Source organism: Paraburkholderia yinzeri (assembly GCF_046581065.1).
Taxonomy (GTDB): domain Bacteria; phylum Pseudomonadota; class Gammaproteobacteria; order Burkholderiales; family Burkholderiaceae; genus Paraburkholderia.
Window position 1 is genome coordinate 677,481 of sequence record NZ_JBFOCJ010000001.1, and the last position, 26,715, is coordinate 704,195.

Here is a 26,715-nt window from a genome sequence, read left to right on the forward strand (position 1 = left end):
AAGCAAGGAACGACCATGCCCGCGCTAGACCTCGACACCGACGGCGACCGGATTGCCGGTCGCGTAGCCGACCATGACACGCTGTTCGTGGCATGCCTGTGCGCGCAATGGTGCGGCACGTGCCGCGACTATCGGGCCACCTTCGACCGCATCGCCGACGCGCACCCGACTATGTGCTTCGCCTGGATCGACATCGAGACCCATGCCGACCGTTTCGACGATCTCGACGTGGAAAATTTCCCGACCATCCTGATCGAAGACGGGACCGCCACCCGCTTTTTTGGCACGGTACTGCCGCACGGCGCCGTGGTCGAACGTATGCTGGCCGACCTGACTGCGCTGCCGGGCGTGAAGGACGCGCCCAAGCTTCGCCCAGCGCTTGCCGAGGCGTAGTCGCAGGAACGCCTGCGGCTGCGCGTGTTCCTGTAATACAACATAAACAGCGGCCCTGAGCCGATCATCCAACCCCAGCAGGACCCATGCTTGCAGCCCGGCTTGCGACACCCTTATGATTGGGCGCCGCGCGCCGCGGGGGCCAGATTAGCAGCAGAGACGAAAATCGCCGCCGGCGCGCCTTGTGCTATAAAGCGGTCGAGAACAGCCGCCAACCCGGATTACCCACTTACACCAGTCATGTCCAAAGCTCTGATCATCGCCGAGAAGCCGTCCGTCGCGAACGACATCGCGCGCGCGCTGGGCGGGTTTACCAAGCATGACGAGTACTACGAAAGCGACGACTACGTCCTTTCGTCGGCGGTCGGCCATCTGCTGGAAATCGCCGCGCCCGAGGAATACGAAGTCAAGCGAGGCAAATGGAGTTTCGCGCATCTGCCCGTTATCCCGCCCCATTTCGACCTGAACCCGATCGCCAAGAGCGAATCGCGGCTCAAGGTGCTTACGAAATTGATGAAGCGCAAGGATGTCGAACGCCTCATCAATGCATGCGACGCGGGGCGCGAGGGCGAGCTGATCTTTCGCCTGATCGCGCAGCACGCGAAGGCGAAGCAGCCGGTCCAGCGCCTGTGGCTTCAGTCGATGACGCCCGCCGCGATCCGCGACGGTTTCACGCATCTGCGCAGCGACGACGACATGCTGCCGCTCGCCGACGCCGCACGCTGCCGCTCGGAAGCCGACTGGCTCGTGGGCATCAACGGCACGCGCGCCATGACCGCGTTCAACAGCAAGGGCGGCGGTTTCTTCCTGACCACCGTCGGCCGCGTTCAGACGCCAACGTTGTCGATCGTCGTCGAACGTGAAGAGAAAATCCGCCGTTTCGTGCCGCGCGACTACTGGGAAGTGCGCGCCGAATTCGTCTGCGCGGGCGGCTTCTACGAAGGCCGCTGGTATGACCCCAAGTTCAAGCGCGACGAGTTCGATCCGGAAAAGCGCGACTCGCGCCTCTGGAGCCTGCCGGCCGCCGAAACCATCGTCGCCGCCTGCCACGGCCGCGAAGGCACCGTTACCGAAGAATCGAAGCCGTCCACGCAGCTCTCGCCCGCGCTCTTCGACCTGACGAGCCTGCAGCGCGAAGCCAACGGCCGCTTCGGCTTTTCGGCCAAGAACACGCTCGGCCTTGCCCAGGCGCTGTACGAAAAGCACAAGGTGCTCACCTACCCGCGTACCGACGCGCGCGCGCTGCCCGAAGACTATATGGACACGGTCAAGCACACGCTCGAGATGCTCAAGGAGAGCAACAACTACCTGCCGCACGCGAAGCAGGTGCTCGACAAGGGCTGGGTGAAGCCGAACAAGCGCATCTTCGACAACTCGAAGATCAGCGATCACTTCGCCATCATCCCGACGCTGCAGGCGCCGAAGTCGCTCTCCGAGCCGGAGCAGAAGCTCTATGACCTCGTCGTGAAGCGCTTCCTCGCCGTGTTCTTCCCGGCGGCCGAATACCGCGTCACGACGCGCATTACCGAAGTCGCGGGCCATCACTTCAAGACCGAGGGCAAGGTCCTGGTCGAGCCGGGCTGGCTGCAGGTGTACGGCCGCGACGCGGGAGGCGACGACGCCAACCTCGTACCCGTGCAGAAGAACGAGAAGGTCAAGACCGACAAGATCGCGGCGCACCAGCTCGTCACCAAACCGCCCGCGCGCTACAACGAAGCCACGCTGCTCTCGGCGATGGAAGGCGCCGGCAAGCTCGTCGACGACGAAGAGCTGCGCGAGGCGATGGCCGCGAAAGGCCTCGGCACGCCGGCCACACGCGCGGCGATCATCGAAGGTCTGCTCGGCGAAAAATACCTCGTGCGCGAAGGCCGCGACCTGATCCCGACCGCCAAGGCGTTCCAGTTGATGACGCTGCTGCGCGGCCTCGGCGTGGAAGAACTCACCGCACCGGAACTCACCGGCGAGTGGGAGTACAAGCTTTCGCAGATGGAGCGCGGCAAGCTCCCACGCGACGCGTTCATGCAGGAAATCGCCCGCATGACGCAGACCATCGTGAAGCGCGCGAAAGAGTACGACTCCGACACCATTCCGGGCGACTACGCGACACTGGAAACGCCGTGTCCCAACTGCGGCGGGCAGGTGAAGGAGAACTACCGCCGCTTCGCGTGCACGAAGTGCGAGTTTTCGATTTCCAAAATCCCGGGCGGCCGTCAGTTCGAGATTCCCGAGGTCGAAGAGCTGTTGCAGAACAAGACGATCGGACCGCTGTCGGGCTTCCGCAGCAAGATGGGTCGTCCGTTCTCGGCCATCCTCAAGCTCTCGTTCGACGACGAAACGAAGAACTACAAGCTCGAATTCGACTTCGGCCAGGATCAGGGCGGCGAAGACGGCGAGGCGCCGGACTTCTCGGCTCAGGAAGCTGTGGGGGCCTGCCCGAAATGCGGCGGCCGCGTATTCGAGCACGGCATGAGCTACGTCTGCGAGCATTCGGTGGCCAACCCGAAGACCTGCGACTTCCGTTCGGGCAAGGTGATCCTCCAGCAGGAGATCGCGCGCGAGCAGATGGCGAAGCTGCTCGAGGAAGGCCGCACGGACCTGCTGACGAACTTCAAGTCGTCGCGCACGGGACGTAACTTCAAGGCGTTCCTCGTCAAGCAGAGCGACGGCAAGATCGGCTTCGAATTCGAGAAGAAGGAGCCGGGTGCGAAGACGGCGGCCAAGGGCGCGGCGCGCAAGACCGCTGCGTCGGCATCCACTGGAGCGCCGGAAGCCGCCAACGACGAAGCAGAGGAAAACGCCAAGCCGGCCGCCCGCAAGACCCCGGCGCGCAAAACCGCCGCCCGCAAGACCCCGGCCAGAAAGACAGGCTCGTAAAGTCGAGCGAGCGCGCTACGCCTTGCCGTACAGGCGGGGGTTCGCCACACCAGAGCAAAAGGCGCGACCCATAACGGGCCACGCCTTTTTTATCGCCTTTAAGACGAAATACCTGCCTTATAGCGGAGACATCGCCGAAGTTCGAGTGCGCGGAGCGGAAGCACGAGCCGCTTTCGGTGCGTGCTCGGTGTCCAGCAGCGTCCCCGCGGCTTCGGCCTCGTCGAACGCTTCCTGCGCGACCGGATGCTGCGCCCCTTGGCGTTCCCGCTCAGGCGCCGGGCGGGCGAGGCCGTCCTTCACCCACTGTTCGCCGAACTGGCCGTTCGGCGTCTGGCTGAAATGCTCGACGAGGTGGTCGATGAACGTGCGCACCTTGGCCGGCAGATGGCGGCGGCTAGGATATGCGATGTTGATCTCCACCTGAGGCAGCCGGTATTCGCCGAGCAGACGCACGAGCCGCCCGCGCGCCATGTCGCGGCCAATCAGGTAACTCGGCAGGATCGCAATGCCCATCCCGAGCAACGCGAACTGGCGCAGCATTTCCGTATTGTTCGCGACGATCACGTTGGTCGGACGCACGCGGATTTCACCGTCCGGGCCCGTGAATACACGTTCGTCGCCCCAGAACTCCGAGGGCAGCGACAGGCAGGGATGCTCCGTCATCTGCTCGGGACGCGTAGGCGTGCCGTGTTTCTCGAGGTAGGCGGGCGTCGCGCACACCGTCATGCAGCCCGTCGTGAGGCGCCGCGTGACGATGCTCGCGCTACGCATCTGGCGCGCCGTGACCACACCGAGATCGAAACCCTCTTCGACAAGATCGACCTGACGGTCGACGAGCGTCACGTCCGGCACAACCTGCGGAAAACGCTGCGTATAGGTTTGCAGAACCGGGGCCAGATTATGGAGCCCGAACACCACGGGCGCGACAATGCGCAACGTGCCGACGGGCTCGTGATTGCGGGCCACCACCATCTGCTCGACGTCTTCGAGTTCGTCGAGAATCTGGCGGGCGCGTTCCAGATAAACCTGACCGGATTCGGTCAGCGAGAGGCTGCGGGTCGTGCGATTGAGCAGACGCGTGCCGAGCCGACCTTCGAGGTCGGCAACGTGACGCGTCGCAACCGCGTTGGAGATATCCATCGCGGCGGCGGCCCGGGCAAAACTGCCGAGGTCGGCCACCTTGACGAATACTCGCATCGACTGCAAATGATCCATGAGACAACTCCTGCCTTGTATTACGGTTCGCTGAACACCACTCAGCGGACCGTGAATTCTCCTACGACCAGGGATTTCCTGCAGAAGTTGCCTACAGACTTCAGGTTTTCTTAAGATTTTCTTTAATTATGTTACTCAACGAATTAACCAGGCGTTCATTGTTTCCTGACAAGAAACAATTTTGCGCGATGCAGCAAAAAAGCGTAGCGACAAGCGAATAGCCAGCCTGTCGCGCCGTGCGCAGATGCAGCAATGAAAAAGACCGCCCGAGGGCGGTCTTTTGTCAGTAAGCACTCACATTCTGCCAACTCAGGCTTCCAGACGCTCCCCCAGCTTCTCGCACGTCTGGCGTAGAGCCTGCGGCAATCCGTACGCAAGTTTTTCGAACAGTTCGGCATGCAGCACCAGTTCTGCGCGCCAGGCTTCGGCATCGACCGAGATCACCTGCTCGAATTGGGCCGGCGAGAAATCGAGGCCGTGCCAGTTCAGATCGTCGTAACGCGGCGAAACGCCGAACGCGTGCGCGTCGCCCTGTGCTTCGCCCTCGACGCGCCGGACCATCCACTCCAGCACGCGCATGTTCTCGCCGAAACCCGGCCACACGAACTTGCCATCCGGCCCCTTGCGGAACCAGTTCACGCAGAAGATGCGCGGCAGCGTCGCGCCGAGTTGCGTGAGCTTCGCGCCCACGTTCAGCCAGTGCTCGAAATACCCTGCCATGTTGTAGCCGCAGAACGGCAGCATGGCGAACGGATCGCGACGCACCACGCCTTGCTGGCCCGCCGCGGCGGCCGTGGTCTCCGAACCCATGGTCGCCGCCATGTACACGCCTTCGGTCCAGTCGCGCGCCTCGGTCACGAGCGGCACCGTGGTCGAGCGGCGTCCGCCGAACAGGAACGCGTCGATCGCCACGCCCTTCGGATCCTCCCATTGCGCGTCGATCGACGGACACTGCGAGGCCGGCGCCGTGAAACGCGCGTTCGGATGCGCCGCCTTGCGGCCGGTCTCCTTCGCGATCTCGGGCGTCCAGTCCTTGCCCTGCCAGTCGATCAGATGCGCGGGCGGGGTGTCGGTCATGCCCTCCCACCAGACGTCGCCGTCGTCGGTCAGCGCGACGTTCGTGAAGATCACGTTCTCCTTGAGCGTCGCCATGGCGTTGTAGTTGGTCTTCTCGCTCGTGCCCGGCGCCACGCCGAAATAGCCCGCTTCCGGGTTGATCGCGTAGAGACGGCCGTCGGCGCCCGGCTTGATCCAGGCAATGTCGTCGCCGATCGTCGAGATTTCCCAGCCGTTCATGGCGGGCGGCGGGATCAGCATCGCGAAGTTGGTCTTCCCGCACGCCGACGGAAACGCTGCCGCAACGTGATATTTGCGGCCCTCGGGCGAACGCACGCCCAGTATCAGCATGTGCTCGGCAAGCCAGCCTTCGGCCCGACCCATCGTCGAAGCGATGCGTAGCGCGAAGCACTTCTTGCCGAGCAGCGCATTGCCGCCATAGCCGGAGCCATAGCTCCAGATCTCGCGCGTTTCGGGGAAATGGACGATGTACTTCGTGTCGTTGCAGGGCCACGGCACGTCCTTTTGGCCTGCGGCGAGCGGCGCGCCCACCGAGTGCACGCACGGCACGAACGCGCCGTCCTCGCCGAGCACGTCGTAGACCGCCCGGCCCATGCGCGTCATGATCTGCATGTTGACGACCACGTAGGGGCTGTCGGACAGCTCCACGCCGATATGCGCGATGGGCGAGCCTAGCGGCCCCATCGAGAACGGCACCACATACATCGTGCGGCCGCGCATCGAGCCTGCGAACAGGCCATCGAGTGTCGCGCGCATTTCGGCAGGCGCGATCCAGTTGTTGGTCGGTCCGGCGTCCTCCTTGCGCTGCGCGCAGATGAAAGTGCGGTCCTCCACGCGCGCAACGTCCGAAGGATCGGAGCATGCGAGATACGAATTCGGCCGCTTCGCGGGATTGAGCTTGCGCAGGGTGCCGGCTTCGACCATCTGCTGGCACAGGCGGTCGTATTCCTCCTGCGAACCGTCGCACCAGACGATGCGGTCCGGCTGCGTATGCGCGGCGACCTTCTGCACCCATTCGACCAATTTTCGGTGGCGCACCCAGGCAGGCACCTGCGCTGCGGCCTGGGCCTGGAAGTCGGGATGATTCATCGAGCGTTCTCCATTCAGGGCTGTAAACAGGATTCGGCCCTTTTCGACGCTGCAAGCGAGAGGCGCAACGGCTGCGAAGCGAATGCTTGACGGCAATCAGCATCCTGTTCGGTTCGCGCAGTTGGGCAGGTCGTCAAGGCCCTTTCAGCAGGGGTTCGCAACCGTCTGTAAAGCGGCTTGCATCCGAACCCGACAAGCTGTTAAAAGTTGCAAATTCGCGGCAAGACCCGCGCCAGATACATCACATGCAAGAGCAACCGTGGTGCCCGCAACGACTGGGGATAACGCGAGGCGCTCCGCACGCAAACAGCTTTAGCTATTCATACCAGCCCTGCGCGTGCTGCATAGTGGGAAAACCACCAGATGAACACGAGCCGCACCAATAACGGTGCGGCAGATCACAAACCCGTGCCATGAAAATTGCCATCCTTGACGACTACCAGGACGCCGTCCGCAAGCTCGACTGTTTTCAACTGCTCGCCGACCACGAGGTCAAGGTTTTCAACAACACCGTACGTGGACTCGGGCAGCTTGCGAGCCGTCTCTCCGAAGTCGAAGCCCTCGTGCTGATCCGCGAGCGCACGCGCATCAGCTCGCAACTGCTCGACAAACTCCCGCATCTGCGCATGATCAGCCAGACGGGCCGTGCCGGACCGCACGTCGATATCGAGGCCTGTAGCGAGCGCGGCATTGCGGTGCTCGAAGGCTCGGGCTCACCCTTCGCGCCCGCCGAACTCACCTGGGCGCTCGTCATGGCCGCGCAGCGGCGTATCCCGCAGTACGTCGCGAACCTCAAGCAGGGTGCCTGGCAGCAGTCCGGCCTGAAGACCTCGGCCATGCCGCCGAACTTCGGGCTCGGCCAGGTGCTGCGTGGACAGACGCTCGGCATCTGGGGCTACGGCAAGATCGGCCGGCTCGTGGCGGGCTACGGCAAGGCGTTCGGGATGCGCGTGATCGTCTGGGGTCGCGAGCATTCGCTCGAAGCGGCGCGCGCGGACGGCTACGAAGCCGCGGCGAGCCGCGAAGCGCTGTTCGAGGAAAGCGATGTGCTCTCACTGCACCTGCGGCTGCACGACGACACGCGCGGCATCGTGAAGCAGGAAGACCTGCTGCGCATGAAACCGACAGCGTTGCTCGTCAACACGAGCCGCGCGGAGCTGCTGGAAGAGAATGCGCTGCTCGGCGCCCTCTCGCACAACCGGCCGGGCATGGTGGCGATCGACGTGTTCGAAAGCGAGCCGATCCTGCAAGGCTACAGCCTGCTGCGCATGGAGAACGTGATCTGCACGCCGCACATCGGCTATGTGGAACGCGAAAGCTACGAGCTGTACTTCAGCGCGGCGTTCCGCAACATCCTGGCGTTCGATGCCGGCGACACGTCGAGCGTCGCCAATCCGGACGCGCTGCAGGGCGGACGGCGCAAGTAAGGCAGGCGCGACGACCGGGCGTCGCGTAGCTCACCGCGCGCGGCGCCGCTTACACGTGCGCGGCGGCTTCGAGCACCTCGGGCAGGCGTTCGAGGAAACGCTCGCCATCCCTACGCCCCAGGTTGTACGCGTGCGGCATCTGTTGCGGACTCGTGTAGTCCCAGCTCGAAATCGGCACCCTCGCCGACGGCTGCACGTAAATGCGCTGCTGCTCGCCCTGCGGCCCATGCGGCACGACGAACATCTGCGGACGCGGATAGAGCCGCGTCACCATCACGAGCACGCGGCCGGGCGTGGCGTCGAGCGCGCCCACCGGCACGTTGTCGACCATGCCGCCGTCGAGCACGGGACGCCCGTTGCGCCGCAGAACCGGCGTGAACGGCGGCGTGCAGGAAGATTGCAGGATCAGGTCGGCGAGATCTTCGACACTCGCGCACGCCTGCGCGGTCACGAACTCCGGGCGGAAGCCGAGCGCGCGGCCGAGCGTGGGATGCAGGGTCTTGCGGACGTGCTTCTCGATGTTGTACGCGATCAGACCCGCCGCGACGGCGCTGCGCGCGCCTAGCCAGCGCGGCACGTGCGAAACGCCGATGCGGATCTCGGGCGCGTCCTTGAGCTTGCCGAAGCGCTCGCCGTAGATGTCGAGCAGCGCCTGACGATAGATGCGGTAATGCGGGAACACCGACTCGCCGCGCAGCAGGTTGCCCCAGTACGCGTTGCGCTTGTTGTGGCGCAGCGCGTCTTCGTAATAGCGCATGACCCAGTCGGCGTCGCGCGTGTACAGCATGCACGCCGTGGCGGCGCCTGCCGAAATACCGGTGATCACGCGCGGACGGATCTGCAGTTCGGGTTGCACGACGTCCCAGAAACCGGCTTGCCACCAGCAGCGGTTGCCGCCGCCGGCGAAAACTACCTGATCGAACATGCGTTGGGGTTCCTTCCAGCCTAGGGGCGCGCCTCGTCGAGCAGCGCATAGGTGGATGTTGCATGAACGGCCATGCGGCCGTCTTCGTCGTAGAGTTCCACCTCGCCGAACACCAGATTGCGGCCCATGCGCAGAACCCGGGCGGTGACGAGCACGTCGCCCTTGCGGACGGCGCGCATGAAGTTCGTGTTCAGCGCCACGGTCGTCATGGGCCTGAACTCGCCTAGCGCCGCCGAAATGGCGACGATCATCGCGGTATCCGCGGCGGCCATGAACACCTGGCCGGAAATCGCGCCACCCGCGTGACGCAGTTCGCCGGAAAACGGCAGGCGCAAGGTGACGCTCTCGTCGCTGACTTCGACCGGCTTCAGCCCGAGCGCGCGCACCCACGGCGCAAGCACGCGCTCTAGCAGCGCGTCGATTGCTTTGTCGTCCATCGATTGCCTTTCTGAATGCTGTCCGGGCGGCGGTTCCAGCGAAGCGGCCGGCGCACGGCTCAAGTCAAGTACAGGTGTGGTGTGGCGACATCATACCGGGATGGCGCCGCGCCGCGCGTAATGGACTTAATGCGCGGGGGGCTGCGAGCGAGGGCTTGCGTGGCCGGTCAAGCTTACGGGCAACTTTTCTCAGGAATTTTGCGAAAAGGACTTGGCAAGACTCAGAATATCCTGCATAATTTCGCTTCTGTTGGGGGCGTTAGCTCAGTTGGTAGAGCAGCGGACTCTTAATCCGTAGGTCGAGTGTTCGAGTCACTCACGCCCCACCAAGTATTTAAAGGGTTCCAAGCGATTGGAACCCTTTTTCATTTCTGGCGCCGTAGCTACAGCGTAGCTGCATCTACGAGTACGGAATCCAACCGCGATGCTGCGACAGCAAGGTGATCCGGTGCCAAGTGAGCGTAGCGCTCCACCATCGCCCCAGTTCTCCACCCACCCAATCTCTGTAGCTCATGGGTCGGCGTTCCCGCCTGCCGCTGCCAAGTCGCCCAGGTATGTCTCAAGTCATGCCAGCGAAAGTCCGCGATGCCAGCCCGCATCAAGGCGGCCCGCCAAGCCTTCGTATTCGCTGAATTGATCGGCCGCCCCCTGAAAGTGAAAACTCGCTGGGGGTGCCGCCCAATCTGTCGCTTGAGTACATCCATCGCCGTCTCGCTCAACGGAACCGCAATAGGGCGGCGGTTCTTTGATTGCGTACCCTTCACCCAGGCATGGCGCAGCTCCAGATTCACCTGAGCCCACTCCAGCTTGAGGACGTTGCTCTGTCTCAAACCCGTTGCCAAGGCAAACAGCACGCAATCGCGCTGATGCTCCGGTAACTCCTGAAGCAGGCTGCGGGCCTGCTCCGGGGTCAACGACCGTTCACGGTTATTTGCTTCTTTAAAGAGCCTGACCTTGGGCACCTTGTCGATCCATTCCCATTCGTCTCGTGCCCGAAGAAGGATGGCTCGAACCAGTGCCAAGTAACGGTTGCATGTGCCTTTCGAACCCTCTTTAAGCCTTGCAGACCTGATTCGATCGATCACATCCATCGTGATTTCATCGAGATTCAGGCTACCGAGATAAGCATGCAGCCATACCAGCTTCCGCTTGTCCTCTTTATGCGTAGCCTTCTCCGAGGTTTCCTCCAGCCAGCGAACAACCGCCTCACGCCAAGAACGCTTGGGCTTAACCCCGAGACGCTCTTGCTCCCACAATGACGCCTTCAGCATGTCGTGATATTCCTGGGCCGCTACCTTGTCGGCAGTCCCAGTACTTCGCTGTATTGCCGGTCCACTGCGGGGCGTGAGCTTGACCCACCAATAGGGGGAGTCCTTGCGTTTGAAGAGTGACATATTTCGTTCCTTGCAGTGTCACCCTGCAACGCTCGCCGCGTATATTGTGACCGGATGTGTTCGATCAGGTCAATTTTGAGAAAAACCCAGCGCTTGCCGATCTTGGCACCAGGAACAGACCCGGTTTTCGCCTTTTCCAGCAGCGTGACTGGATGAATCTTCAGGAACTCGGCGGCCTGTTGCAGGGTGAACGTCTCCATGCATCAACCCCCGATTTCCGGGCCGTCATGCCGATGCTGACCGGCTGAATCCAGCTCCAGCGCAGCGCCCTTGGCGCTCTCACGCGACACGGCATCGGACAACATGGAGCGATCATCGGTATAAATCGTGACCTCATCCCGGGCGCGAGAAATCGCGACGTACCACGCGTTCTCGCTCATCGTCATGCTGTGGCTGTCGGCCTCGACCAATACACGATCGACGGTTTGCCCCTGAGATGCATGAACCGTCACGCAGTAGCCATGATCGAGATGCAGCGGTTGCGACGCATCGAGTATCAGTTGCCGGCCGTCTTCCCGGCTGAGCGTCAATGTTTGTCGTTCGACATCGATGCCCGCGACGATTGCCCGATCTCCGTTTGCAATTTCACGTCCGTAATCGTTCGCCGTTAGCCGGACAGCATCGCCCAACGCCAGCTCCCGAGAAACCAGTTGATACGCGCTCAGGTTGGTCTGAATGGCCGGATGCCACTCAACGCGCCCCCCATCACTACGGAGCAGCGTAACGCGCCCTTGAGATACCTCTTCAACCCGAGCCCAGTCGCCCCGACCGATTCCCAGCGATGCGTACGATTTCTGAGCCTGGACAATGTCCCCAGCTTGATACGACAAGGAACTTCGGGCCTGCGCCATCGTCAGGTCCTTACGCTCCATCGTGGCGACCATGACCCCATGCCCCGCCAGCCCCAACGCTGTCCGAACCTGTTCGTTGATAGAGGCTCTAGCCGCGCGGGTGCCAGCAACAATCAACGATGCCTTACGCTCGTCCGGCGACAACCCGGAAAACTCTCGCGCAATGGCCTGGTGGCGCTCGCGGCCATCATTGATTTCGATCACATTCCGGGCGAGAGCCGACAACGAGCGCGCACCGTCGCCACGTGCAGCCAGCTCCACGGCATGGCGCAGACGCGCATCGTTCTGCCGGAGAATTTCGCTCATCTCGGCGCGTGCGATGCCAGCCTCCTGAAGCTGTGCGAATGGTCGACCCGCCTCGATAGCCTGGAGCTGCTGTACGTCGCCAATGAGCACTACCCGCGCATTCGCCTGCTCGACGCGGGACAGAATGGCATGCATGTCTCGGGCTGATACCATACCGGCTTCGTCTACGATCAGTACGGTTTGCGGCGTGAGCCCCGGCGCTTCGCGGTTGATGAATGCTGCGATGGTCTCGCTCTTGATGCCCACCCCGGACAGTTCCCGAGCTGCGGCAGCAGATGGCGCAATGCCAACGAGCTGGTAGCCGCGTTGATGCACGACCGGCGACGCCACGCCCAGCATAGCGGTCTTACCCGTTCCGGCCAGCCCCTGTATGGCGCTCACCCTGCTATCCGTCACCAGCATGAGCGCCGCTGCCGCCTGCTGCCCCGAGCGCAGATTCGAAGCGGACAAGATGCACCCAACCTGTTGTCCATCCATGATCGGCTCGACGGCTGCTCGACCGCGCAACTCCATCGCAAGAATCTCACGCTCGCGCTGCTGAGCCACTGGCGTGGTGTAGCGTCCATCCTGCGCGATCAGCAAGCCACCGGCAAGCTGATGCGAGATTTCGGCCCGAATTGCATCAAGATTGGTACCGCCCGTGCCCACCTCCAATGCCGCACGCAAAATCTGCGCATCAGTCACGACGGACTGGCGCTCGGTCGTATGTGCAATGGCGTGCGCGACGGCTTCTCGTGTACTCGCCGGATCAATCTGGACCGTAGACAGCTCCAGGGCACGCCGCAATGAAAAATCGATGCCAAGCTCGTGGCTTTTTCCTTGCCACGTCTCATGCAATGCAGCTCGATTCACCTCGCCCTTGGCCTCACGCGTGACCAGCGTCGCCCGCTGTCTCTCAGTGTGGGTCGCATCTGCCCTTGTCAGACCGTCATTGGCAAGAGCGGTAGTGATCGCCTGACTGCGCTGGCTGAACGCCTGGACCTGGCGGTCGGAAATATGGACAAGCTCGAATCGGCCATCGGCATGGGTCAAACGTATGTCATACCCAAGCCGCAGAGCCTCCAGCGCCAACTCTGAACGGTACAGTGCGCCGACAAGCATTTTCTGGCGCAGAATTTCGCCCGGCTCCAGCGCCCGCCATTCGCCATCGGCCCGCTGCGTTGCATTGATCAGCACCGCATGCGTGTGTAATTGCGGGTCGGTCTCGCGCGAGAGGTCATGCAAAAAGCTGGCGATCAACAGATTGCCGCTCTTCTGAAGCTCGGTTCGCCCCCCGTCCGTTACACGGTACGCAGCAAGTCCCTGTACGTAATCGAGTGCTCGCCCAACGGCGGTCTGATGCGCCTCGACCAGGCGGCTATCTCCACCAATCAACGCCTGCATCGATACCGATTTCGGCGCAGAGAATGTCAGGTCGATGCCAGCTCGTCGTCCATCGCCAGCATTATGAATGTGGCTTCCATTCGGCAGGTGCCCATCAAGAAGGCGTGTAAACGTCGTTGCGTCCACAGCGTCGGCCAACCCCATGCGCTCGGCACCAGCTCCCATCCACTGCGATGGTGAACGATCCCCGGTGTAGTAATTGTCAGTCTCAGCATAATAGGTGCTCGCAGCACCACTATTTTTTACTATAGCAATGCTCAGCATGAGCCCTCCATGAACGGTATCTGTACGGCAGGCCGGAGCACTGGGGAAAATCCAACCTGCCGCACGGGCTCGTTACCAGCCAGAGCAACATAGGCGGTCAAATCGGCGAGCTGGGTCAGCTCGCTCGGCAATGCCAGACGTTCCGTCGAACGCTGCAAGCTTTCTCCGCGAGAGATTCCCTGCATACCGGATTGAGTGCTGTATTGCACCCGGTCGATTTCACGGTCTCCAAGCGCCTTCGAGAGGATTTCGCTGGTATCCGGATCGCTCCGCGATAACGACAGCACCACCAGATTACGAAAACACGAGCGAATGCTGATAGCCGTTTCGCGCCCATACACGCGGTCAAGCTGAGCCGTCGATTGCAACCCGGCGATCACGCAGAGACCATGTTTACGCCCCCTCGTGAGTGCGCCTTCCAATGAACTCAATTGGCCCAGTGCTCCCAGTTCGTCGAGCAACAACCACAACCGGCGATCCGGAGACGGCTGAAGACTCAACACGGCATTGCACAGCAGATCGACCCAGCAGCCGATCAGGGGCTGCATGACTGCCTGCATGTCTTCTCGCCAGGTGATATACAGATTGCTATCTCCGTCCGCCAGCCAGTCGCGAAGACTGAAGCTCCCTGGCTGCAAATACTGGTGGGAATTCAGATATGTGGTCAGAATGAATCTGGTGCTGGCCAGCGCCCGACCCGCATCGCGGTCGAACAGCCCCTGAGCCTGCGTTCCCGAAAGGAGCTTCGCCAACTCCTCGACCGTCGCACTAGTCAACCGGTCGAGCAAGTGCATGGTCGTGTTTTCTCCCTGCCGCATCAGAACGCGCATGCCCTCGGCAGCGAGGATTTGCGAATAGAAATGCCAGCTCGCGTCGGGGCCGTGACCGTCGGGAATGAGGGATTTTGCCAACCGGAAATAATCAAAATCTTTCCGGATTTCGTTAAAAATCGTCCACCCCTGCCCGCGTTGGTCAAACGGATTCAGGATGATGTCGCCGTCGCCACCGAAGTGGGTTAGGTGATGCGCACCAGGATCAACCACGATGGCGCGATCCCCACGGGAGACAAGGCCCGCCAAGACCTCGTCAATTAGAGTGGTCTTGCCGACGCCTGTCGAGCCGACGAGCAGGGTATGAAGGGTCTCGTTTTTGGGGGGGAGGCTAACGCCTCCCAGCGTGATAGAAGCACGCTGGGAGGCGCGTCTGCCGAAAGTGGCAGGACGCGTACGCATGGGCTCAGCCTCCCCGCTCATCGATGAAGCGACTGCCACGGCGATGCACGACATTTGCTTTGCGAGCCCACCAGCGACCAATAATGAGAAACAGAATGGTCGTCTGCAAAACGCTAGTCCATGCGATCAGCATCGCGAGGAGGCTATTAACCGATTCGAAAGAAAGCGGCCAGACGCTCGAAAGCCGAATCAACGCATCGAGCCACGAGTCTCCCAGCTGCTGCCAACATACCACCCACAGGAGAACGCTCTGGACGAGCACGAACACCACAAAGTGAACCACGCGCAGCAGGATGGTGTGGACTTGCTGAATTAACGGATCATGAGCCATCACAATGCCTCCTGGCGGCGCTGGTTGCAGGATGCGGTGATGCGTGCAGCGGCCTGTGGGTGACCATGACTGGCCATCAAACGCACCAGTTGCAATGTTTCTTGGATCGCGCGCCAAGCGTCAGGGGTAGCCGTCGCAGGCGGGGTCGCGACGATGTCACGGATCGCGTCCACGACGCTGAGCCCCTCAACAGCGCGATCAAGCACGGCCCGCATGAACGCCGAAACTGTTAACCCTTCGGCGTCGGCGCGCTTGCGGATCGCATCAAATTGGGCGCAGCTCACCGAAGTTTTGAGAAAATTGCGACGTGCCATCACAGCCCCCACAAAATCAAGGGGTTGGCGGTTTTGTGGTCAGGTGCCGGACAAAAACGTGGCCATACACGCTCCCGCTCAGACGGGGCAGCCGAGGCAATCGAAGATTGCGCAGGTGTGTTGTAATTTCGGGAGCTGGTTTTACCTTTGGACAGCCTATCCCAGCCCCTAAGCTGAACAGACAGGTTGATGCATGCGTCTTTCATCTGACCTCCAATTTACTGCCCGGAATGGACAGTTTCGGAGCCGATTCTAGAAACCGCAGCGTCGACAAACACGCCCAAAAATTCGGAACACCTCTCAGAAATTTTGTCCTAGAGCCATTGAATGAGCCGCCCCCAAAAATCAGCGCCTGAAGGCGCCCCTCTGACAGAGAAAGGAAAACGAAAGAAATTTCCGTCGACGGAGAAGAAAAAACTTCGGCCCACTATTCCACCTCATCCTGGGAATATTCTTCGCGACTTAATTGGAGAGAAAAATATTTCCCAGAAAAATCTTGAAACCGTTGCCAGAACATTAGCGACATCAAGAATTGAACTGACTAAACTGATTGATGGGGAAATATCCCTATCAGCTGGCATGGCGTTGAGGTTGAGCCGTGTCTTTGAGGGAAGATCTGCTCATCAGTGGATGAAATTACAGATTGATCGAGATTTTTATTTCTCGGAGATATTTTTAAAGCAACTTACTGAAGGTAGATATATAAATTTCAATTACCTTTTACCCCGAGACTCTCGAAAAGAGAATGGGGAACCAAAAACCGATAAAAAATATCGCGCCGCCATGACTACATTCATGTGCAAGCAGATAGTCGAAAACGCGAATAAATCCAGAAAAGAAGCTGGACAGAAGCGTCTAACAGCGAAGGATTTCGAGATAGCGTTCAACCTCGGAACTGGCGCAAGAGGTGATGAGCACTCGGGCCGCCAATGGAGGCGAATGATAAATTCAGGGCAAGGGGTTGTCGATGAGAAATTTCATCAAATAAAGAACAAAGCCATCGAAATGGGATGGCTAGAACAAACAAGATTTCCAATCACGGAATCAATTCAAAATGATTTCCTCGACGAGGCAGATGGGCTTTATCTTAAAGACCTGCTAATCAAATCAGCAATTCATTTAGGCGAGGTCCATAAAATTACAAAAGGTTCACAAAAACTCCGAATCAACCTAGAATTTTCATTAAACGATGATGCTCGAAATTTTATTCTCGAAATTCTGAAAGAAAACATCGAGACGCTATCCGAATTATTGCCGACCACAGGTGTTGAGATTTTGGATGCGCTGCCGAATATGTGGAGACGCATTTAATCTCGCACCAACTGCTGCCTTAATAAGGAATCAGGGGAAACGCCCAATGCCGCTGCAATGCGCCCAATATTGTAGATGGTGACGTTCTTTTCCCCTCTCTCCAGCATCCCAACATAGGTGCGATGCACCCCCGCCCGCTCAGCCAACGCCTCCTGGGAAAGACCAAGCGCTAGTCGATAGCAGCGCACATTGGCCGCGAACAGACTCACAAGCGGACATTCGGAAGGATGGACGGACATATCGACACTGTCCGTCTCCGCATACTATCATTCTACATACTACGATTAGCATTGCGTGCAGCAACGGCCGCATGGAACATTGCCGAGGCTACTCGCAAGCGGCGCTTAACGATGGTTGGACGCAACAATTCCACGAGCCATGCATTAAGTTCCCGAAAGCTACGTCGTAACACCTTGGAGAGTCTGTTGGATTCTTCGCACGAGTAAAGGAGGCCCATGAACGAAGATCGAGGGGGACGTACCATATGCAAAAAAATCTAGCGGCCTTGTTGATCATCGGATGCATAACTGCATTGGCAGGATGCAGCTCAAGTCCGATCTTGATGCGTGAAGGCAACATCAACGTTCTAGCAACCCATGGTCCTGCCACGCTGCAGCATCTCTGGGGCAGCCCAACTGTGCACGCATCGTCGCTTGATGGTCGTGACAACGAAGCGGACCTGCTGAATCAAACCTTGGCGTCAGAAGGATTCAATGTAGAAATGAACAGGAAGACCCAACTCATTACTATCAGGGAAATTTTTGCGGGCGATCCCAAGCATTACCAAACCACTGATGAGCCGTCGAATCCTATTTCAGGAAAAATGGTTGCCGGCGTAATTGGCAACGCCGCGCTATGTATGTTGCTCAACTCCTGCTCAAATGCTGAATTCCTGAGTAACCAGGTGATGGATGCGGTACAAGATCCCACAAACGAGGCGCCCTACACGACCAAAAGCGATAAGGCTCAACGAAGGCTGAATGCCCAGCTACTCGTCGTAAATGAAGCGTGCACCTTTGCTGGATGCGTCACCGCCTACTCTTCAACGCAAGACCCAGCCGTGACACTCAATGAGCTTCGAGCCGCCAACATCTCGGTCGGCATACCCGTTGCGCTACACGCGAAGTCTCCATAAGAAATAGTACGATTCTTGCCGCACAAAACCCACAAATAAAATCTACGCACGGGGATTTAAACATGCATCAGAATTTCAAGAAATTTGTACTTATTGCCTGCATTACAGCCTTGCTTTCGGCCTGCGGCAAGGGTGTGGACCGAAAACTTAATACTAGCGGCACCGATGACGATTTCAAAGCGTCCCTAAACACCGCGAGTGGAGAAATGAGCGACAAGGACAAACAGGCATACAATTGGGCAGTATCGGATTTAACTATCGCCGACATTCGTCAGCGCTATCCAAACAAAACACTACGGGACATTATCCACGGAGAAGCCAAGCTCGTCAGCGATACGTACCCAACTCAGATTAGTGCGCTGCAAGCAAAGATTCCGCAGTACGACGCCACGCTGCACCAGATTACAAAAATTCAAGCTACAGATACGTCATTCCACCTTGCCAAAGACTTCTTTGGATTACAGCCCAAAGTGGAAACGACTATACACAACAATAGTTCACTCCCTGTCAGCGCTCTAAGTTGGCACGCGAAACTGTATATCAATGGCAACGATACCCCCATTGCCGAAAGCGATTTGTCTGATAGATATGAAAACGGCTTGGCTCCCAACCAAACGGTAAATAGAGAATTTACGGTTGGTTTTGTTTCTGGCGATACGGCATGGACCACTTTGGATATTCAGAATGCCAAAATCACGAAAGTGGTACTAACACCGAACCCCGATAGCGTTGAAGATTTCAGTAATCACGAATATATGGATGGTGCGCCATATAACCAGCTTTCTCGGGATAAAGCCACTTTAGATGCAGCAAAGGAGTACATCTCCTACTAGTGCTTGATCTGCACATTAATGTGTGCCACCAAATTGATTTTGTGTGATCACTCCAATATCTAGTAAATCATGACCCGCACTTCCAAACTTGCTATATCACTAGCTATTCTGGCAGCAATACCTACAATTTCTTTGGCCCAAAGTTCAGCTCCGGAGAAAGGGCTATCGGCCCAAGAATTAAACAAGCAAGGAACAGCGGCGTGGGAGCGAAAAGATTACCAGACTGCACTTCGCGACTTGACGGATGCCGCGACACAAGGTAACGCAGATGCCCAGTACAATCTCGCTATAGTGTATGAAAGTGGTCAAGGTGTTTTGCAAAACCATCCAGAAGCTGTGAACTGGTTCCACAAAGCCGCTGATCAGGGCCACATACTCGCGCAGTTCAATCTCGGTGTGTTGTATTTCGGCGGCCAAGAGGTTCCACAAGATTATCAGACAGCAATAAACTGGTTCAGCAAGGCTGCAAATCAGGGTAACACCGATGCGCAAAACAACTTAGGCACGATGTATTTAAATGGTCAGGGTGTCCCACAAAATTATCAGGCGGCGATGAACTGGTTTCGCAAAGCTGCAAATCTGAATAATGCCAACGCACAAAACAACCTCGGTGAGATGTATCGGGATGGACAAAACGTGCCACAAGACTATCAGGCGGCAGTAGGCTGGTTCCATAAAGCAGCTGATCAAGGATGTGCCGCTGCCCAATTAAATCTCGGCAAGATGTATTACGACGGGCACGGTGTATCGCAAGATCGCCCAATAGCGGCTAGTTGGCTCCGCAAGGCAGCTGACCAAAATGATCCCGATGCCCAATTCCACTTGGGCACTATGTATTTCTATGGCATCGGAATTCCGAAGGATGAACAGACTGCGATAAGTCTTATCCAAAAAGCGGCCGACCAAGACTATGGCTTAGCTCAATTGTCTCTTGGTTCTCTGTACTACAACGGCGAATTCGTTCCACAAAACTATCAGACAGCCGCCACTTGGCTCCGCAAAGCAGCCGACCAGGGATACAGGCTCGCTCAGGTAACCCTCGGCGACATGTATCGCGACGGACATGGTGTGTCGCAGAACTATCAGGCAGCCGCCAATTGGTTTCGCCAAGCTGCCGATCAAAATAGCTCAGATGCGCAATACAGTCTCGGGCTGTTATACGCCAATGGTCAAGGAGTTCCACAAGACTATCAAGCGGCCGCGAGTTGGTATCACAAAGCAGCCGACCAAGACGATGCTTATGCACAAAACAATCTCGGTAGCCTGTACCTCGATGGCCAAGGTGTCCCGCAAAATTATCGGTCGGCATTGGATTGGTTTAGAAAATCTGCTACCCAAGGTAACGCCAAAGCGGAACACAATCTCGGATTGATGTATTACAAAGGCTTCGGGGTCAAGTCTGACAAGGTAATTGCCTATATGCTTTATAACCTTGCATCTGCGGCGGGAGATGACTCGGCAATCCGCGACAGAGATGAGCTGGCTGACAAGTTAGCTGCAAGCCAACTAGAGGAGGGACAAAGATTAGCCGTGACTTGGCAAAAAGGTACGCCCTTTCCGATGCGAAGTCGTACTGGCGGATAAGCCCATCTCATGACGCACACCATAAAAATATGAATGATATATTTTCAAATATCAGAATTGCCCTTTCCATTCTATGGAATTGGTATTTCCTAGCCGCTATCAACTTAATAATTTCAATCGTCTCACTTGGCACCTCTATTGCGAATTCCTTCTCGCAACCATCGATACAATGCAATATAAATAATATCATCGCCGCCGTCGCAGAAGGACAATTCACTGCGCTTTCCACGATGCAGCAGGCGGCTAGTTCTCTTTTTTCATTGGAGCACAACGTCCCTGATTTAACCTCTCCACGGATAGCAATTTTCTTTGGGGCTCTATGGGCACTTCGGTGCATTGCCGATGGAGAGGATAGCGGCCCAAACTTTCTCACCAATCTTTTACTCGGGGCATTGGTTGCTATTGCGATTTTTGTAGACTTCAATACTGGCATCAGAAATAGCCAGGCCCAAGATCGTGCGGGCATGAATATATTCTATCAAGCTTCTGTACTACAGGAATTGAAACCCGATGCCATTCAAGTGGCATCCGAATCATCTTCATCCAGTGAAGATCAACCTATTCAAGCATGCAAAGTCGCGCTTGACATGCTATCGGCCATTCGGCTGCGTTATTGCACAACCGGACCAGAATTTCACGATTGCTTCGTCTCCTCGAAGAGTGATCCTGATCGCAGTGCAGCGATCGAAGCCGAAACACAACGCTGGTTATTTTCTGAAAATTGACCTGATGGGCCATCCACAAGGATGCCGCTCAAGCGGTAACCTCAACCAATCGGCATCCAAGAAACCAAGCGGGACTGGTTGGGGCGTAGCGTCAACGTAGCTACGCATAGCTACAGTCACCCGAATTGCAACTATTTGAGACTACGTTCCAAGCTAGCGAGCGAAACAGGGTGTTGATTTTAAAAGAAATTTCCTTTGAATCCTACCCTCTTAATCCGTAGGTCGAGTGTTCGAGTCACTCACGCCCCACCAAGGATATCAAGCAAAAAGCCCGGTCACCGCGACCGGGCTTTTTGCTTTCCGGGTTCCGCATCAGGCGATGCTGCGCACGCAAAACCAATCAACAGCAACGGCGTGCTCAAGCCAGCGCCCGGACCCGAAACGCCTTCTTTTCAGGCCGCGGCAGCCAGCGGCCACGCGCCTCGAAGCCGTCGAGCTGGCGCAGCAGCATGTCGACCGTGGCAAGCTGGACGTGCGTCAGGTGGTTCTGCTTGAGCAGCGTATAGAGGCGTTTGCGCCAGTATGAGACGCCCATCACCGGCGTTTCGAAGTCGCCAGTCAGTGACGGCGGCATCACATGCGCGATGTGCGCAATTTCCTGTTCGACGAATGTCATGGCTAACCCCGTGTGGCTACTGCGTCGTTTCTTATCGTATGGATCTACTTTAGATCGCCACGGTACGCGCACCAGCTATCAGGTTGAATAGGTAGGGTTGGCCAGCAACTCGAACGTTAGCAATCCTTCAGTCGATCCGGCCGCCAGCCACGACATTGCGCCAGGTTCAGGCAGCCCGGCGGCTGCACTCACAGGAACGGCTTGCCGTCCACCTGCTCGTAGACCACGTTGCCCTCGTCGTCCTCGAATTGTTCGAGGTAATTGCGCGCGCCGCAAAGCGGGCAGCGGAACAGCGGCCCCTGGCCTTCGTTCTTGATAACCACGTCGCTTTGTTCCCAAGGCGTACCGCAAGACTGGTTGCGGCAAACGAACGATTCAGACATACGGCTCCTCCTGACGATAACGGCCGCAAAGCCTACAGCAAACGCGGCCCGAGCGCAGAACTTCCTGACCCCGCTGTTCAGTTTTTGAGCAATGCGCCGCGAGACTGTTCAGCCGCGGCGCGCCCCTTACTCCCACTCGACGGCTCCCCGCGCCATGCACCATCCATCCGGGCGCGCCCGTGCCCGATGCGCCACCGCGTCGCGCGCGTTGGCACGGTTCTGGCGTTAACGCCCCGCGGTAGCGCGGTGCGCCGCGCCCGTCCATATCGATATCGAGAACAGAGGAGCACAACGATGAATCACGCGGAAATGCAGTTCCTGACCACCGGATTCCCGTACAAGAAACAATACGGCAACTTCATCGGCGGCGAGTGGATCGTGCCGCTCGGCGGCGAGTACTTCGATAACGTCTCGCCCATCACCGGCCATCCGTTCACGTCGGTGCCGCGCTCGCGCGAGGCCGATATCGAACTCGCGATCGACGCCGCGCACAAGGCCAAAGCCGCCTGGGGCAAGACCTCGCCCGCCGAACGCGCCAATATCCTGAACCGGATCGCCGACCGCCTCGAACAGAACCTGCAGACGCTGGCCGTCGCCGAGACCATCGACAACGGCAAGCCGCTGCGCGAAACGCTCGCCGCCGATATCCCGCTCGCCATCGACCATTTCCGCTACTTCGCGGGGTGCGTGCGTGCGCAGGAAGGCGGCATCTCCGAGATCGATCACGACACCGTTGCGTATCACTTTCACGAGCCGCTCGGCGTGGTCGGCCAGATCATTCCGTGGAACTTCCCGATCCTGATGGCGACGTGGAAGCTCGCGCCCGCGCTCGCAGCCGGCAACTGCGTCGTGCTCAAGCCCGCGGAGCAGACGCCGGCCTCGATTCTCGTACTGATCGAGCTGATTCAGGACCTGCTGCCCCCCGGCGTTCTGAACGTGGTGAACGGCTTCGGTCTCGAAGCGGGCAAGCCGCTCGCGTCGAACAAGCGGATCGCCAAGATCGCCTTCACGGGCGAGACCACCACAGGCCGGCTCATCATGCAGTACGCGAGCCAGAACATCATTCCGGTCACGCTGGAGCTGGGCGGCAAGAGCCCGAACATTTTCTTCGCCGACGTGCTCGATCACGACGACGGCTACTTCGACAAGGCGCTCGAAGGCTTCGCGATGTTCGCGCTGAATCAGGGCGAGGTGTGCACGTGCCCGTCGCGCGTGCTGATCGACGAAAAGATCTACGACCGCTTCATGGAACGCGCGATCAAGCGCGTCGAGGCGATCGCCCAGGGCCATCCGCTCGACCCGAAAACGATGATCGGCGCGCAGGCCTCGCAGGAGCAACTGGAAAAGATCCTCTCGTACATCGACCTCGGCAAGCAGGAGGGCGCGCAATGCCTGACGGGCGGCGAGCGCAACCGGCTCGCCGGCGAGCTCGGCGACGGTTACTACGTCAAACCCACCGTGTTCCGCGGCCATAACAAGATGCGCATCTTCCAGGAAGAAATCTTCGGGCCGGTCGTTTCCGTAACGACGTTCAAGACCGAAGACGAAGCCCTCGAAATCGCCAACGACACGCTCTACGGCCTCGGTGCGGGCGTCTGGACCCGCGACGGCACGCGCGCCTACCGCTTCGGCCGCGCCATCCAGGCCGGGCGCGTGTGGACCAACTGCTACCACGCCTACCCGGCGCACGCGGCGTTCGGCGGCTACAAGCAGTCGGGCATCGGACGCGAAAACCACAAGATGATGCTCGACCACTATCAGCAGACGAAGAACCTGCTCGTCAGCTACAGCGAAAAGCCGCTCGGCTTCTTCTGATCGGGCCGGCGGGCGGCCGTCCGATGCTGGGCGCGCCGCCCGCCGTCTACCTCCCAGTCCAAGGAGTCAGTCCGTATGGTTGAACGCGTCATTGCCACCCCTGGCGCACTCGCGCTGATCGAAGGGCTTGCGCACGAGCATGGCCCACTGCTCTTTCACCAATCCGGCGGCTGCTGCGACGGCAGCGCGCCGATGTGCTTTCCGGCCGGCGAGTTCATGGTCGGCACGTCGGACGTGCGGCTCGGCGAGATCGGCGGCATGCCGTTCTACATGAGCGCGTCGCAGTTCGAATACTGGGAGCACACGCAGCTCATCATCGACGCCATACCGGGCACCGGCGGCATGTTTTCGCTCGAGCGGCCGACGGGTCTGCGCTTTCTCACACGTTCGCGCTTGTTCGACGACGACGAAAGCGCATGGCTTGCCGCGCATCCGGTCGCGCGGGCAGACGCTTGAAATGCGGCGCACTCAGTCGCGCGGCGCGGACAGCGGCGCGGGCGATTCGGTGCGCGCATCGTCGAGCGCGTCGTCGCTGTCGTCTTTGAGGTTGACGCCCGTGAAGCCTAAAGCACGCGCCCGCGTGAGCAGGTAGTGCAGCTTCGCGGCGGCGGCCGCATAGCCGAGCCCTTCCGGCCGCACGTTCGAGATGCAGTTGCGTTCGGCATCCGTGCGGCCGACACGCGGCGCCGCGGTCAGATAAAGACCCATGCTGTCCGGCGAGCTCAGGCCCGGACGTTCGCCGATCAGCATCACGACGAACGCCGCGCGCAGACTCTCGCCGATCTCGTCGCCCAGCGCGACGCGCGACTGGCGTGCGACCACCAACGGGCCAACGCGCCACCCTTCGAGCTTCGGCAGCAACGCATCGAGCAACGGCAGCGCATGCGTGGCGACGGCACGCGAGGAAAGCCCATCCGCGATCACGAAGACGACGTCGGCGGGTTGCGCTACCGCGCTGCGCAAGGCTGCGAGGCTTGCCGCATCGAGCCGTCGGCCGAGATCCGGACGGCGCAGATAGTGGTCACGATCGGGCGCGGCACTGTGGACGTCGAGCGACGCCAGCCCGCGCTCGTGCAACGCCGCGTGCAGCGCGGGGGCGTCGAGCGGCTGCTGCACCGCGTCGCGCGCCTGCGCGTGCGCGAGCTCGAACGCCAGCAGCGGAGCCGTCGGCAGACCGCTGCCCGCACGGCCCAGCGCAATGCGCGCACGCGTATAGCGGCGCAACGCGTCCCATGGATTCGCCTCGACGGGTCCCCGGCTCATGCGCCCTCCACCCAGTTCGCCGCCTGCGCCAGCAGCGGCGGCTCGGCCGACGCGCCCAGCAGCGTGCCGCGCGCATCGACGATCTGCATCTGCGCGAGCCACGCCTCGAATTCCGGCGCGCGACGCAGCCCGAGCACGTCGCGCAGATAGAGCGCGTCGTGGAACGACGTGCTCTGGTAGTTGAGCATGACGTCGTCGGCGCCAGGCACGCCCATGATGAAGTTCACGCCCGCCACGCCAAGCAGCGTCAGCAGCGTGTCCATGTCGTTCTGATCGGCCTGCGCGTGGTTCGTGTAGCAGATATCGCAGCCCATCGGCACGCCCAGCAGCTTGCCGCAGAAGTGATCTTCCAGCCCCGCGCGGACGATCTGCTTTCCGTCGTAGAGATACTCCGGCCCGATGAAGCCGACCACCGTGTTCACGAGCAGCGGCCGGTAGCGCCGCGCAACGGCGTAGGCGCGCGCCTCGCAGGTCTGCTGATCGACGCCGTGATGCGCGTTTGCCGAGAGCGCGCTGCCCTGGCCGGTCTCGAAGTACATGACGTTGTCGCCGATCGTGCCGCGGCCGAGCGCGAGCGCCGCCTCGTGCGCCTCGTCGAGCAGCGCGAGCGAGATGCCGAACCCCGCGTTCGCCGCTTGCGTGCCGGCGATCGACTGAAACACGAGATCGACGGGCGCGCCCTTTTCGATGGCCGCGAGCGTGCTCGTGACGTGCGTGAGCACGCATGACTGCGTCGGCACGGCATAACGCTCGCGAAAGCCGTCGATCATCTCGAGCAGGCGCACGATGGCGGCGAGATTGTCGGAAGCGGGATTCACGCCGATCACGGCATCGCCGCAGCCGTACATCAGGCCGTCGAGCATCGAAGCGGCAATGCCCCGCACGTCGTCGGTGGGATGGTTGGGCTGCAGGCGCACCGAGAGATGACCCGGCAGACCGATCGTGTTGCGAAAACGCGTGACCACAGGCCGCTTCCTAGCCACCGCGATGAGATCCTGATTGCGCATCAGCTTCGAAACGGCGGCCACCATCTCGGGCGTTAGACCGTCCGCGACCGCCGCGAGTGTCGCGGCCTGCGTGCTGTCCGCCAGCAGCCACTCGCGGAACTCGCCGACCGTGAGATGCGCGATGGGCGCGAAAGCCTGCGCGGAGTGGCTGTCGAGAATGAGGCGTGTGATCTCGTCCGTTTCGTACGGGATCAGCGGCTCGTCCAGGAAGGCGCGCAGCGGCAGATCGGCAAGCGCGAGCCGGGCGGCTACGCGCTCCTCCTCAGTCTCGGCAACGAGGCCCGCGAGCTCGTCGCCAGAGCGCGGCGCGCTGGCCTTTGCCAGCAGCGTGCGCAAACCGTCGAAGCGGTAAACGCGGCTACCCAGGGTCTGGACGTGCGACTGCGCGTGGCTCATCGGGCTCGCTCCTGTGCCGGCGGACGTGTTGCCGCCGGCTTCCACGATAGCGCCAAAAAAACGCAGCGTCACGCCAGCGGACGCCTCGCACACGACAGTGCTATCTTGAATCTCTGACCCGGCGGCCAGTGCCGC

The 26,715-nt window shown here is 59.8% G+C and carries 26 protein-coding genes and 1 tRNA gene; 12 read left to right on the forward strand and 15 right to left on the reverse strand.

Features of this window, described 5'->3' with window-relative positions:
- Positions 1-15: 15 nt before the first annotated feature.
- Both WJ542_RS03280 and WJ542_RS03285 read left to right on the forward strand, forming a co-directional pair.
- On the forward strand, positions 16-393 hold the full coding sequence (locus tag WJ542_RS03280) for a thioredoxin family protein (RefSeq protein ID WP_411187799.1): 378 nt from the start codon (positions 16-18) through the stop codon (positions 391-393).
- 240 nt (positions 394-633) lie between these two features.
- Positions 634-3,267 (forward strand): DNA topoisomerase III, encoded by a 2,634-nt coding sequence (locus tag WJ542_RS03285; RefSeq protein WP_411187801.1) that lies wholly within the window; start codon positions 634-636, stop codon positions 3,265-3,267.
- Positions 3,268-3,384: 117 nt separating this feature from the next.
- Here WJ542_RS03285 and WJ542_RS03290 read toward each other — a convergent pair whose 3' ends face one another.
- Both WJ542_RS03290 and WJ542_RS03295 read right to left on the reverse strand, forming a co-directional pair.
- Entirely contained in the window at positions 3,385-4,482 is a 1,098-nt protein-coding gene (locus WJ542_RS03290) for a LysR family transcriptional regulator (protein ID WP_411187803.1), read from the reverse strand.
- A gap of 309 nt (positions 4,483-4,791) precedes the next feature.
- The gene (locus WJ542_RS03295) at positions 4,792-6,648 is read right to left on the reverse strand and encodes a phosphoenolpyruvate carboxykinase (GTP) (RefSeq protein WP_411187805.1); all 1,857 of its coding nucleotides are present in this window, start codon (positions 6,646-6,648) and stop codon (positions 4,792-4,794) included.
- A gap of 413 nt (positions 6,649-7,061) precedes the next feature.
- On the opposite strand from WJ542_RS03295, the gene WJ542_RS03300 reads away from it, so the two are divergent.
- Positions 7,062-8,075: a D-2-hydroxyacid dehydrogenase family protein gene (locus WJ542_RS03300; protein WP_411187807.1), complete on the forward strand. Its 1,014-nt coding sequence runs from the start codon at positions 7,062-7,064 to the stop codon at positions 8,073-8,075.
- Between the two features lie 49 nt (positions 8,076-8,124).
- Here the strand turns inward: WJ542_RS03300 and WJ542_RS03305 are convergent, their stop codons facing one another.
- Complete coding sequence (locus WJ542_RS03305) at positions 8,125-9,000, reverse strand: patatin-like phospholipase family protein (protein ID WP_411187809.1); 876 nt, start codon at positions 8,998-9,000, stop codon at positions 8,125-8,127.
- 20 nt (positions 9,001-9,020) lie between these two features.
- A complete protein-coding gene (locus tag WJ542_RS03310) occupies positions 9,021-9,437 on the reverse strand; it encodes a PaaI family thioesterase (protein WP_027793201.1) in 417 nt (138 codons plus the stop codon).
- 253 nt (positions 9,438-9,690) lie between these two features.
- Here WJ542_RS03310 and WJ542_RS03315 point away from each other — a divergent pair.
- A tRNA-Lys gene (locus tag WJ542_RS03315) sits at positions 9,691-9,766 on the forward strand.
- 54 nt (positions 9,767-9,820) lie between these two features.
- On the opposite strand, the gene WJ542_RS03320 is transcribed toward WJ542_RS03315, so the two are convergent.
- Both WJ542_RS03320 and WJ542_RS03325 read right to left on the reverse strand, forming a co-directional pair.
- Positions 9,821-10,831, reverse strand: a complete 1,011-nt coding sequence (locus WJ542_RS03320; protein ID WP_411187812.1) for a tyrosine-type recombinase/integrase — start codon at positions 10,829-10,831, stop codon at positions 9,821-9,823.
- Positions 10,729-10,974: a hypothetical protein gene (locus WJ542_RS03325; RefSeq protein WP_411190465.1), complete on the reverse strand. Its 246-nt coding sequence runs from the start codon at positions 10,972-10,974 to the stop codon at positions 10,729-10,731. Before WJ542_RS03325 ends, WJ542_RS03320 begins: the two co-directional genes overlap by 103 nt.
- Between WJ542_RS03325 and WJ542_RS03330 the strand changes: the two genes are divergently transcribed.
- Positions 10,888-11,079: a hypothetical protein gene (locus tag WJ542_RS03330; RefSeq protein WP_411190597.1), complete on the forward strand. Its 192-nt coding sequence runs from the start codon at positions 10,888-10,890 to the stop codon at positions 11,077-11,079. The two genes, WJ542_RS03325 and WJ542_RS03330, sit on opposite strands and share 87 nt — an antisense overlap.
- Here WJ542_RS03330 and mobF read toward each other — a convergent pair.
- Genes mobF through WJ542_RS03350 form a run of 4 tightly spaced genes read right to left on the reverse strand, consistent with a single transcriptional unit; the run spans position 11,035 to position 15,512 of the window.
- Positions 11,035-13,635 (reverse strand): MobF family relaxase, encoded by a 2,601-nt coding sequence (gene mobF, locus WJ542_RS03335; protein WP_411187814.1) that lies wholly within the window; start codon positions 13,633-13,635, stop codon positions 11,035-11,037. The two genes, WJ542_RS03330 and mobF, sit on opposite strands and share 45 nt — an antisense overlap.
- On the reverse strand, positions 13,629-14,867 hold the full coding sequence (locus tag WJ542_RS03340) for a type IV secretion system DNA-binding domain-containing protein (RefSeq protein ID WP_411187815.1): 1,239 nt from the start codon (positions 14,865-14,867) through the stop codon (positions 13,629-13,631). Before WJ542_RS03340 ends, mobF begins: the two co-directional genes overlap by 7 nt.
- Positions 14,868-14,871: 4 nt before the next feature.
- The gene (locus WJ542_RS03345) at positions 14,872-15,198 is read right to left on the reverse strand and encodes a hypothetical protein (RefSeq protein WP_411187816.1); all 327 of its coding nucleotides are present in this window, start codon (positions 15,196-15,198) and stop codon (positions 14,872-14,874) included.
- Positions 15,198-15,512, reverse strand: coding sequence for a hypothetical protein (locus WJ542_RS03350; RefSeq protein WP_411187818.1), 315 nt, complete (start codon positions 15,510-15,512; stop codon positions 15,198-15,200). Before WJ542_RS03350 ends, WJ542_RS03345 begins: the two co-directional genes overlap by 1 nt.
- Positions 15,513-15,839: 327 nt before the next feature.
- Here WJ542_RS03350 and WJ542_RS03355 point away from each other — a divergent pair, with 327 nt between their 5' ends.
- Positions 15,840-16,823 carry a helix-turn-helix transcriptional regulator gene (locus WJ542_RS03355; protein WP_411187820.1) on the forward strand — a complete coding sequence of 328 codons (984 nt, stop codon included), beginning with the start codon at positions 15,840-15,842 and terminating at the stop codon, positions 16,821-16,823.
- Here the strand turns inward: WJ542_RS03355 and WJ542_RS03360 are convergent.
- Positions 16,820-17,062, reverse strand: coding sequence for a helix-turn-helix domain-containing protein (locus WJ542_RS03360; protein WP_411187822.1), 243 nt, complete (start codon positions 17,060-17,062; stop codon positions 16,820-16,822). The two genes, WJ542_RS03355 and WJ542_RS03360, sit on opposite strands and share 4 nt — an antisense overlap.
- Before the next feature lie 245 nt (positions 17,063-17,307).
- Between WJ542_RS03360 and WJ542_RS03365 the strand changes: the two genes are divergently transcribed.
- The 4 genes from WJ542_RS03365 (at position 17,308) to WJ542_RS03380 (ending at position 21,100) form a co-directional block, all read left to right on the forward strand.
- Positions 17,308-17,958, forward strand: a complete 651-nt coding sequence (locus WJ542_RS03365; protein ID WP_411187824.1) for a hypothetical protein — start codon at positions 17,308-17,310, stop codon at positions 17,956-17,958.
- A 62-nt stretch (positions 17,959-18,020) separates the two neighbouring features.
- Positions 18,021-18,791 (forward strand): hypothetical protein, encoded by a 771-nt coding sequence (locus WJ542_RS03370; protein WP_411187826.1) that lies wholly within the window; start codon positions 18,021-18,023, stop codon positions 18,789-18,791.
- A 69-nt stretch (positions 18,792-18,860) separates the two neighbouring features.
- Positions 18,861-20,375 (forward strand): SEL1-like repeat protein, encoded by a 1,515-nt coding sequence (locus WJ542_RS03375; RefSeq protein ID WP_411187828.1) that lies wholly within the window; start codon positions 18,861-18,863, stop codon positions 20,373-20,375.
- A gap of 29 nt (positions 20,376-20,404) precedes the next feature.
- Positions 20,405-21,100 carry a hypothetical protein gene (locus WJ542_RS03380; RefSeq protein ID WP_411187830.1) on the forward strand — a complete coding sequence of 232 codons (696 nt, stop codon included), beginning with the start codon at positions 20,405-20,407 and terminating at the stop codon, positions 21,098-21,100.
- Positions 21,101-21,458: 358 nt separating this feature from the next.
- On the opposite strand, the gene WJ542_RS03385 is transcribed toward WJ542_RS03380, so the two are convergent.
- Positions 21,459-21,716 (reverse strand): hypothetical protein, encoded by a 258-nt coding sequence (locus WJ542_RS03385; protein WP_411187831.1) that lies wholly within the window; start codon positions 21,714-21,716, stop codon positions 21,459-21,461.
- 188 nt (positions 21,717-21,904) lie between these two features.
- Positions 21,905-22,099, reverse strand: coding sequence for a hypothetical protein (locus tag WJ542_RS03390; protein WP_411187833.1), 195 nt, complete (start codon positions 22,097-22,099; stop codon positions 21,905-21,907).
- A gap of 294 nt (positions 22,100-22,393) precedes the next feature.
- Here WJ542_RS03390 and adh point away from each other — a divergent pair, with 294 nt between their 5' ends.
- Both adh and WJ542_RS03400 read left to right on the forward strand, forming a co-directional pair.
- Entirely contained in the window at positions 22,394-23,914 is a 1,521-nt protein-coding gene (gene adh, locus WJ542_RS03395) for an aldehyde dehydrogenase (protein ID WP_411187835.1), read from the forward strand.
- A gap of 75 nt (positions 23,915-23,989) precedes the next feature.
- Positions 23,990-24,370, forward strand: coding sequence for a DUF779 domain-containing protein (locus WJ542_RS03400; RefSeq protein ID WP_411187837.1), 381 nt, complete (start codon positions 23,990-23,992; stop codon positions 24,368-24,370).
- A gap of 12 nt (positions 24,371-24,382) precedes the next feature.
- Here the strand turns inward: WJ542_RS03400 and eutC are convergent, their stop codons facing one another.
- Complete coding sequence (gene eutC, locus WJ542_RS03405; RefSeq protein ID WP_411187839.1) at positions 24,383-25,177, reverse strand: ethanolamine ammonia-lyase subunit EutC; 795 nt, start codon at positions 25,175-25,177, stop codon at positions 24,383-24,385.
- The gene (locus WJ542_RS03410) at positions 25,174-26,580 is read right to left on the reverse strand and encodes an ethanolamine ammonia-lyase subunit EutB (protein WP_411190466.1); all 1,407 of its coding nucleotides are present in this window, start codon (positions 26,578-26,580) and stop codon (positions 25,174-25,176) included. The genes eutC and WJ542_RS03410 overlap by 4 nt, the downstream gene beginning before the upstream one ends.
- Positions 26,581-26,715: the final 135 nt, after the last annotated feature.

What these genes read in the sequence shown, in the direction of transcription:
- WJ542_RS03320 (WP_411187812.1), bottom strand. Translation starts at nt 10,831, where the DNA reads ATGTCACTCTTCAAACGCAAGGACTCCCCCTATTGGTGGGTCAAGCTC.
- adh (WP_411187835.1), top strand. Translation starts at nt 22,394, where the DNA reads ATGAATCACGCGGAAATGCAGTTCCTGACCACCGGATTCCCGTACAAG.
- WJ542_RS03385 (WP_411187831.1), bottom strand. Translation starts at nt 21,716, where the DNA reads ATGACATTCGTCGAACAGGAAATTGCGCACATCGCGCATGTGATGCCG.
- WJ542_RS03375 (WP_411187828.1), top strand. Translation starts at nt 18,861, where the DNA reads ATGACCCGCACTTCCAAACTTGCTATATCACTAGCTATTCTGGCAGCA.
- WJ542_RS03365 (WP_411187824.1), top strand. Translation starts at nt 17,308, where the DNA reads ATGCAAAAAAATCTAGCGGCCTTGTTGATCATCGGATGCATAACTGCA.
- WJ542_RS03350 (WP_411187818.1), bottom strand. Translation starts at nt 15,512, where the DNA reads ATGGCACGTCGCAATTTTCTCAAAACTTCGGTGAGCTGCGCCCAATTT.
- WJ542_RS03285 (WP_411187801.1), top strand. Translation starts at nt 634, where the DNA reads ATGTCCAAAGCTCTGATCATCGCCGAGAAGCCGTCCGTCGCGAACGAC.
- WJ542_RS03300 (WP_411187807.1), top strand. Translation starts at nt 7,062, where the DNA reads ATGAAAATTGCCATCCTTGACGACTACCAGGACGCCGTCCGCAAGCTC.
- eutC (WP_411187839.1), bottom strand. Translation starts at nt 25,177, where the DNA reads ATGAGCCGGGGACCCGTCGAGGCGAATCCATGGGACGCGTTGCGCCGC.
- WJ542_RS03290 (WP_411187803.1), bottom strand. Translation starts at nt 4,482, where the DNA reads ATGGATCATTTGCAGTCGATGCGAGTATTCGTCAAGGTGGCCGACCTC.
- WJ542_RS03295 (WP_411187805.1), bottom strand. Translation starts at nt 6,648, where the DNA reads ATGAATCATCCCGACTTCCAGGCCCAGGCCGCAGCGCAGGTGCCTGCC.
- WJ542_RS03280 (WP_411187799.1), top strand. Translation starts at nt 16, where the DNA reads ATGCCCGCGCTAGACCTCGACACCGACGGCGACCGGATTGCCGGTCGC.
- WJ542_RS03360 (WP_411187822.1), bottom strand. Translation starts at nt 17,062, where the DNA reads ATGTCCGTCCATCCTTCCGAATGTCCGCTTGTGAGTCTGTTCGCGGCC.
- mobF (WP_411187814.1), bottom strand. Translation starts at nt 13,635, where the DNA reads ATGCTGAGCATTGCTATAGTAAAAAATAGTGGTGCTGCGAGCACCTAT.
- WJ542_RS03370 (WP_411187826.1), top strand. Translation starts at nt 18,021, where the DNA reads ATGCATCAGAATTTCAAGAAATTTGTACTTATTGCCTGCATTACAGCC.
- WJ542_RS03340 (WP_411187815.1), bottom strand. Translation starts at nt 14,867, where the DNA reads ATGCGTACGCGTCCTGCCACTTTCGGCAGACGCGCCTCCCAGCGTGCT.
- WJ542_RS03355 (WP_411187820.1), top strand. Translation starts at nt 15,840, where the DNA reads ATGAGCCGCCCCCAAAAATCAGCGCCTGAAGGCGCCCCTCTGACAGAG.
- WJ542_RS03345 (WP_411187816.1), bottom strand. Translation starts at nt 15,198, where the DNA reads ATGGCTCATGATCCGTTAATTCAGCAAGTCCACACCATCCTGCTGCGC.
- WJ542_RS03380 (WP_411187830.1), top strand. Translation starts at nt 20,405, where the DNA reads ATGAATGATATATTTTCAAATATCAGAATTGCCCTTTCCATTCTATGG.
- WJ542_RS03410 (WP_411190466.1), bottom strand. Translation starts at nt 26,580, where the DNA reads ATGAGCCACGCGCAGTCGCACGTCCAGACCCTGGGTAGCCGCGTTTAC.
- WJ542_RS03390 (WP_411187833.1), bottom strand. Translation starts at nt 22,099, where the DNA reads ATGTCTGAATCGTTCGTTTGCCGCAACCAGTCTTGCGGTACGCCTTGG.
- WJ542_RS03400 (WP_411187837.1), top strand. Translation starts at nt 23,990, where the DNA reads ATGGTTGAACGCGTCATTGCCACCCCTGGCGCACTCGCGCTGATCGAA.
- WJ542_RS03310 (WP_027793201.1), bottom strand. Translation starts at nt 9,437, where the DNA reads ATGGACGACAAAGCAATCGACGCGCTGCTAGAGCGCGTGCTTGCGCCG.
- WJ542_RS03305 (WP_411187809.1), bottom strand. Translation starts at nt 9,000, where the DNA reads ATGTTCGATCAGGTAGTTTTCGCCGGCGGCGGCAACCGCTGCTGGTGG.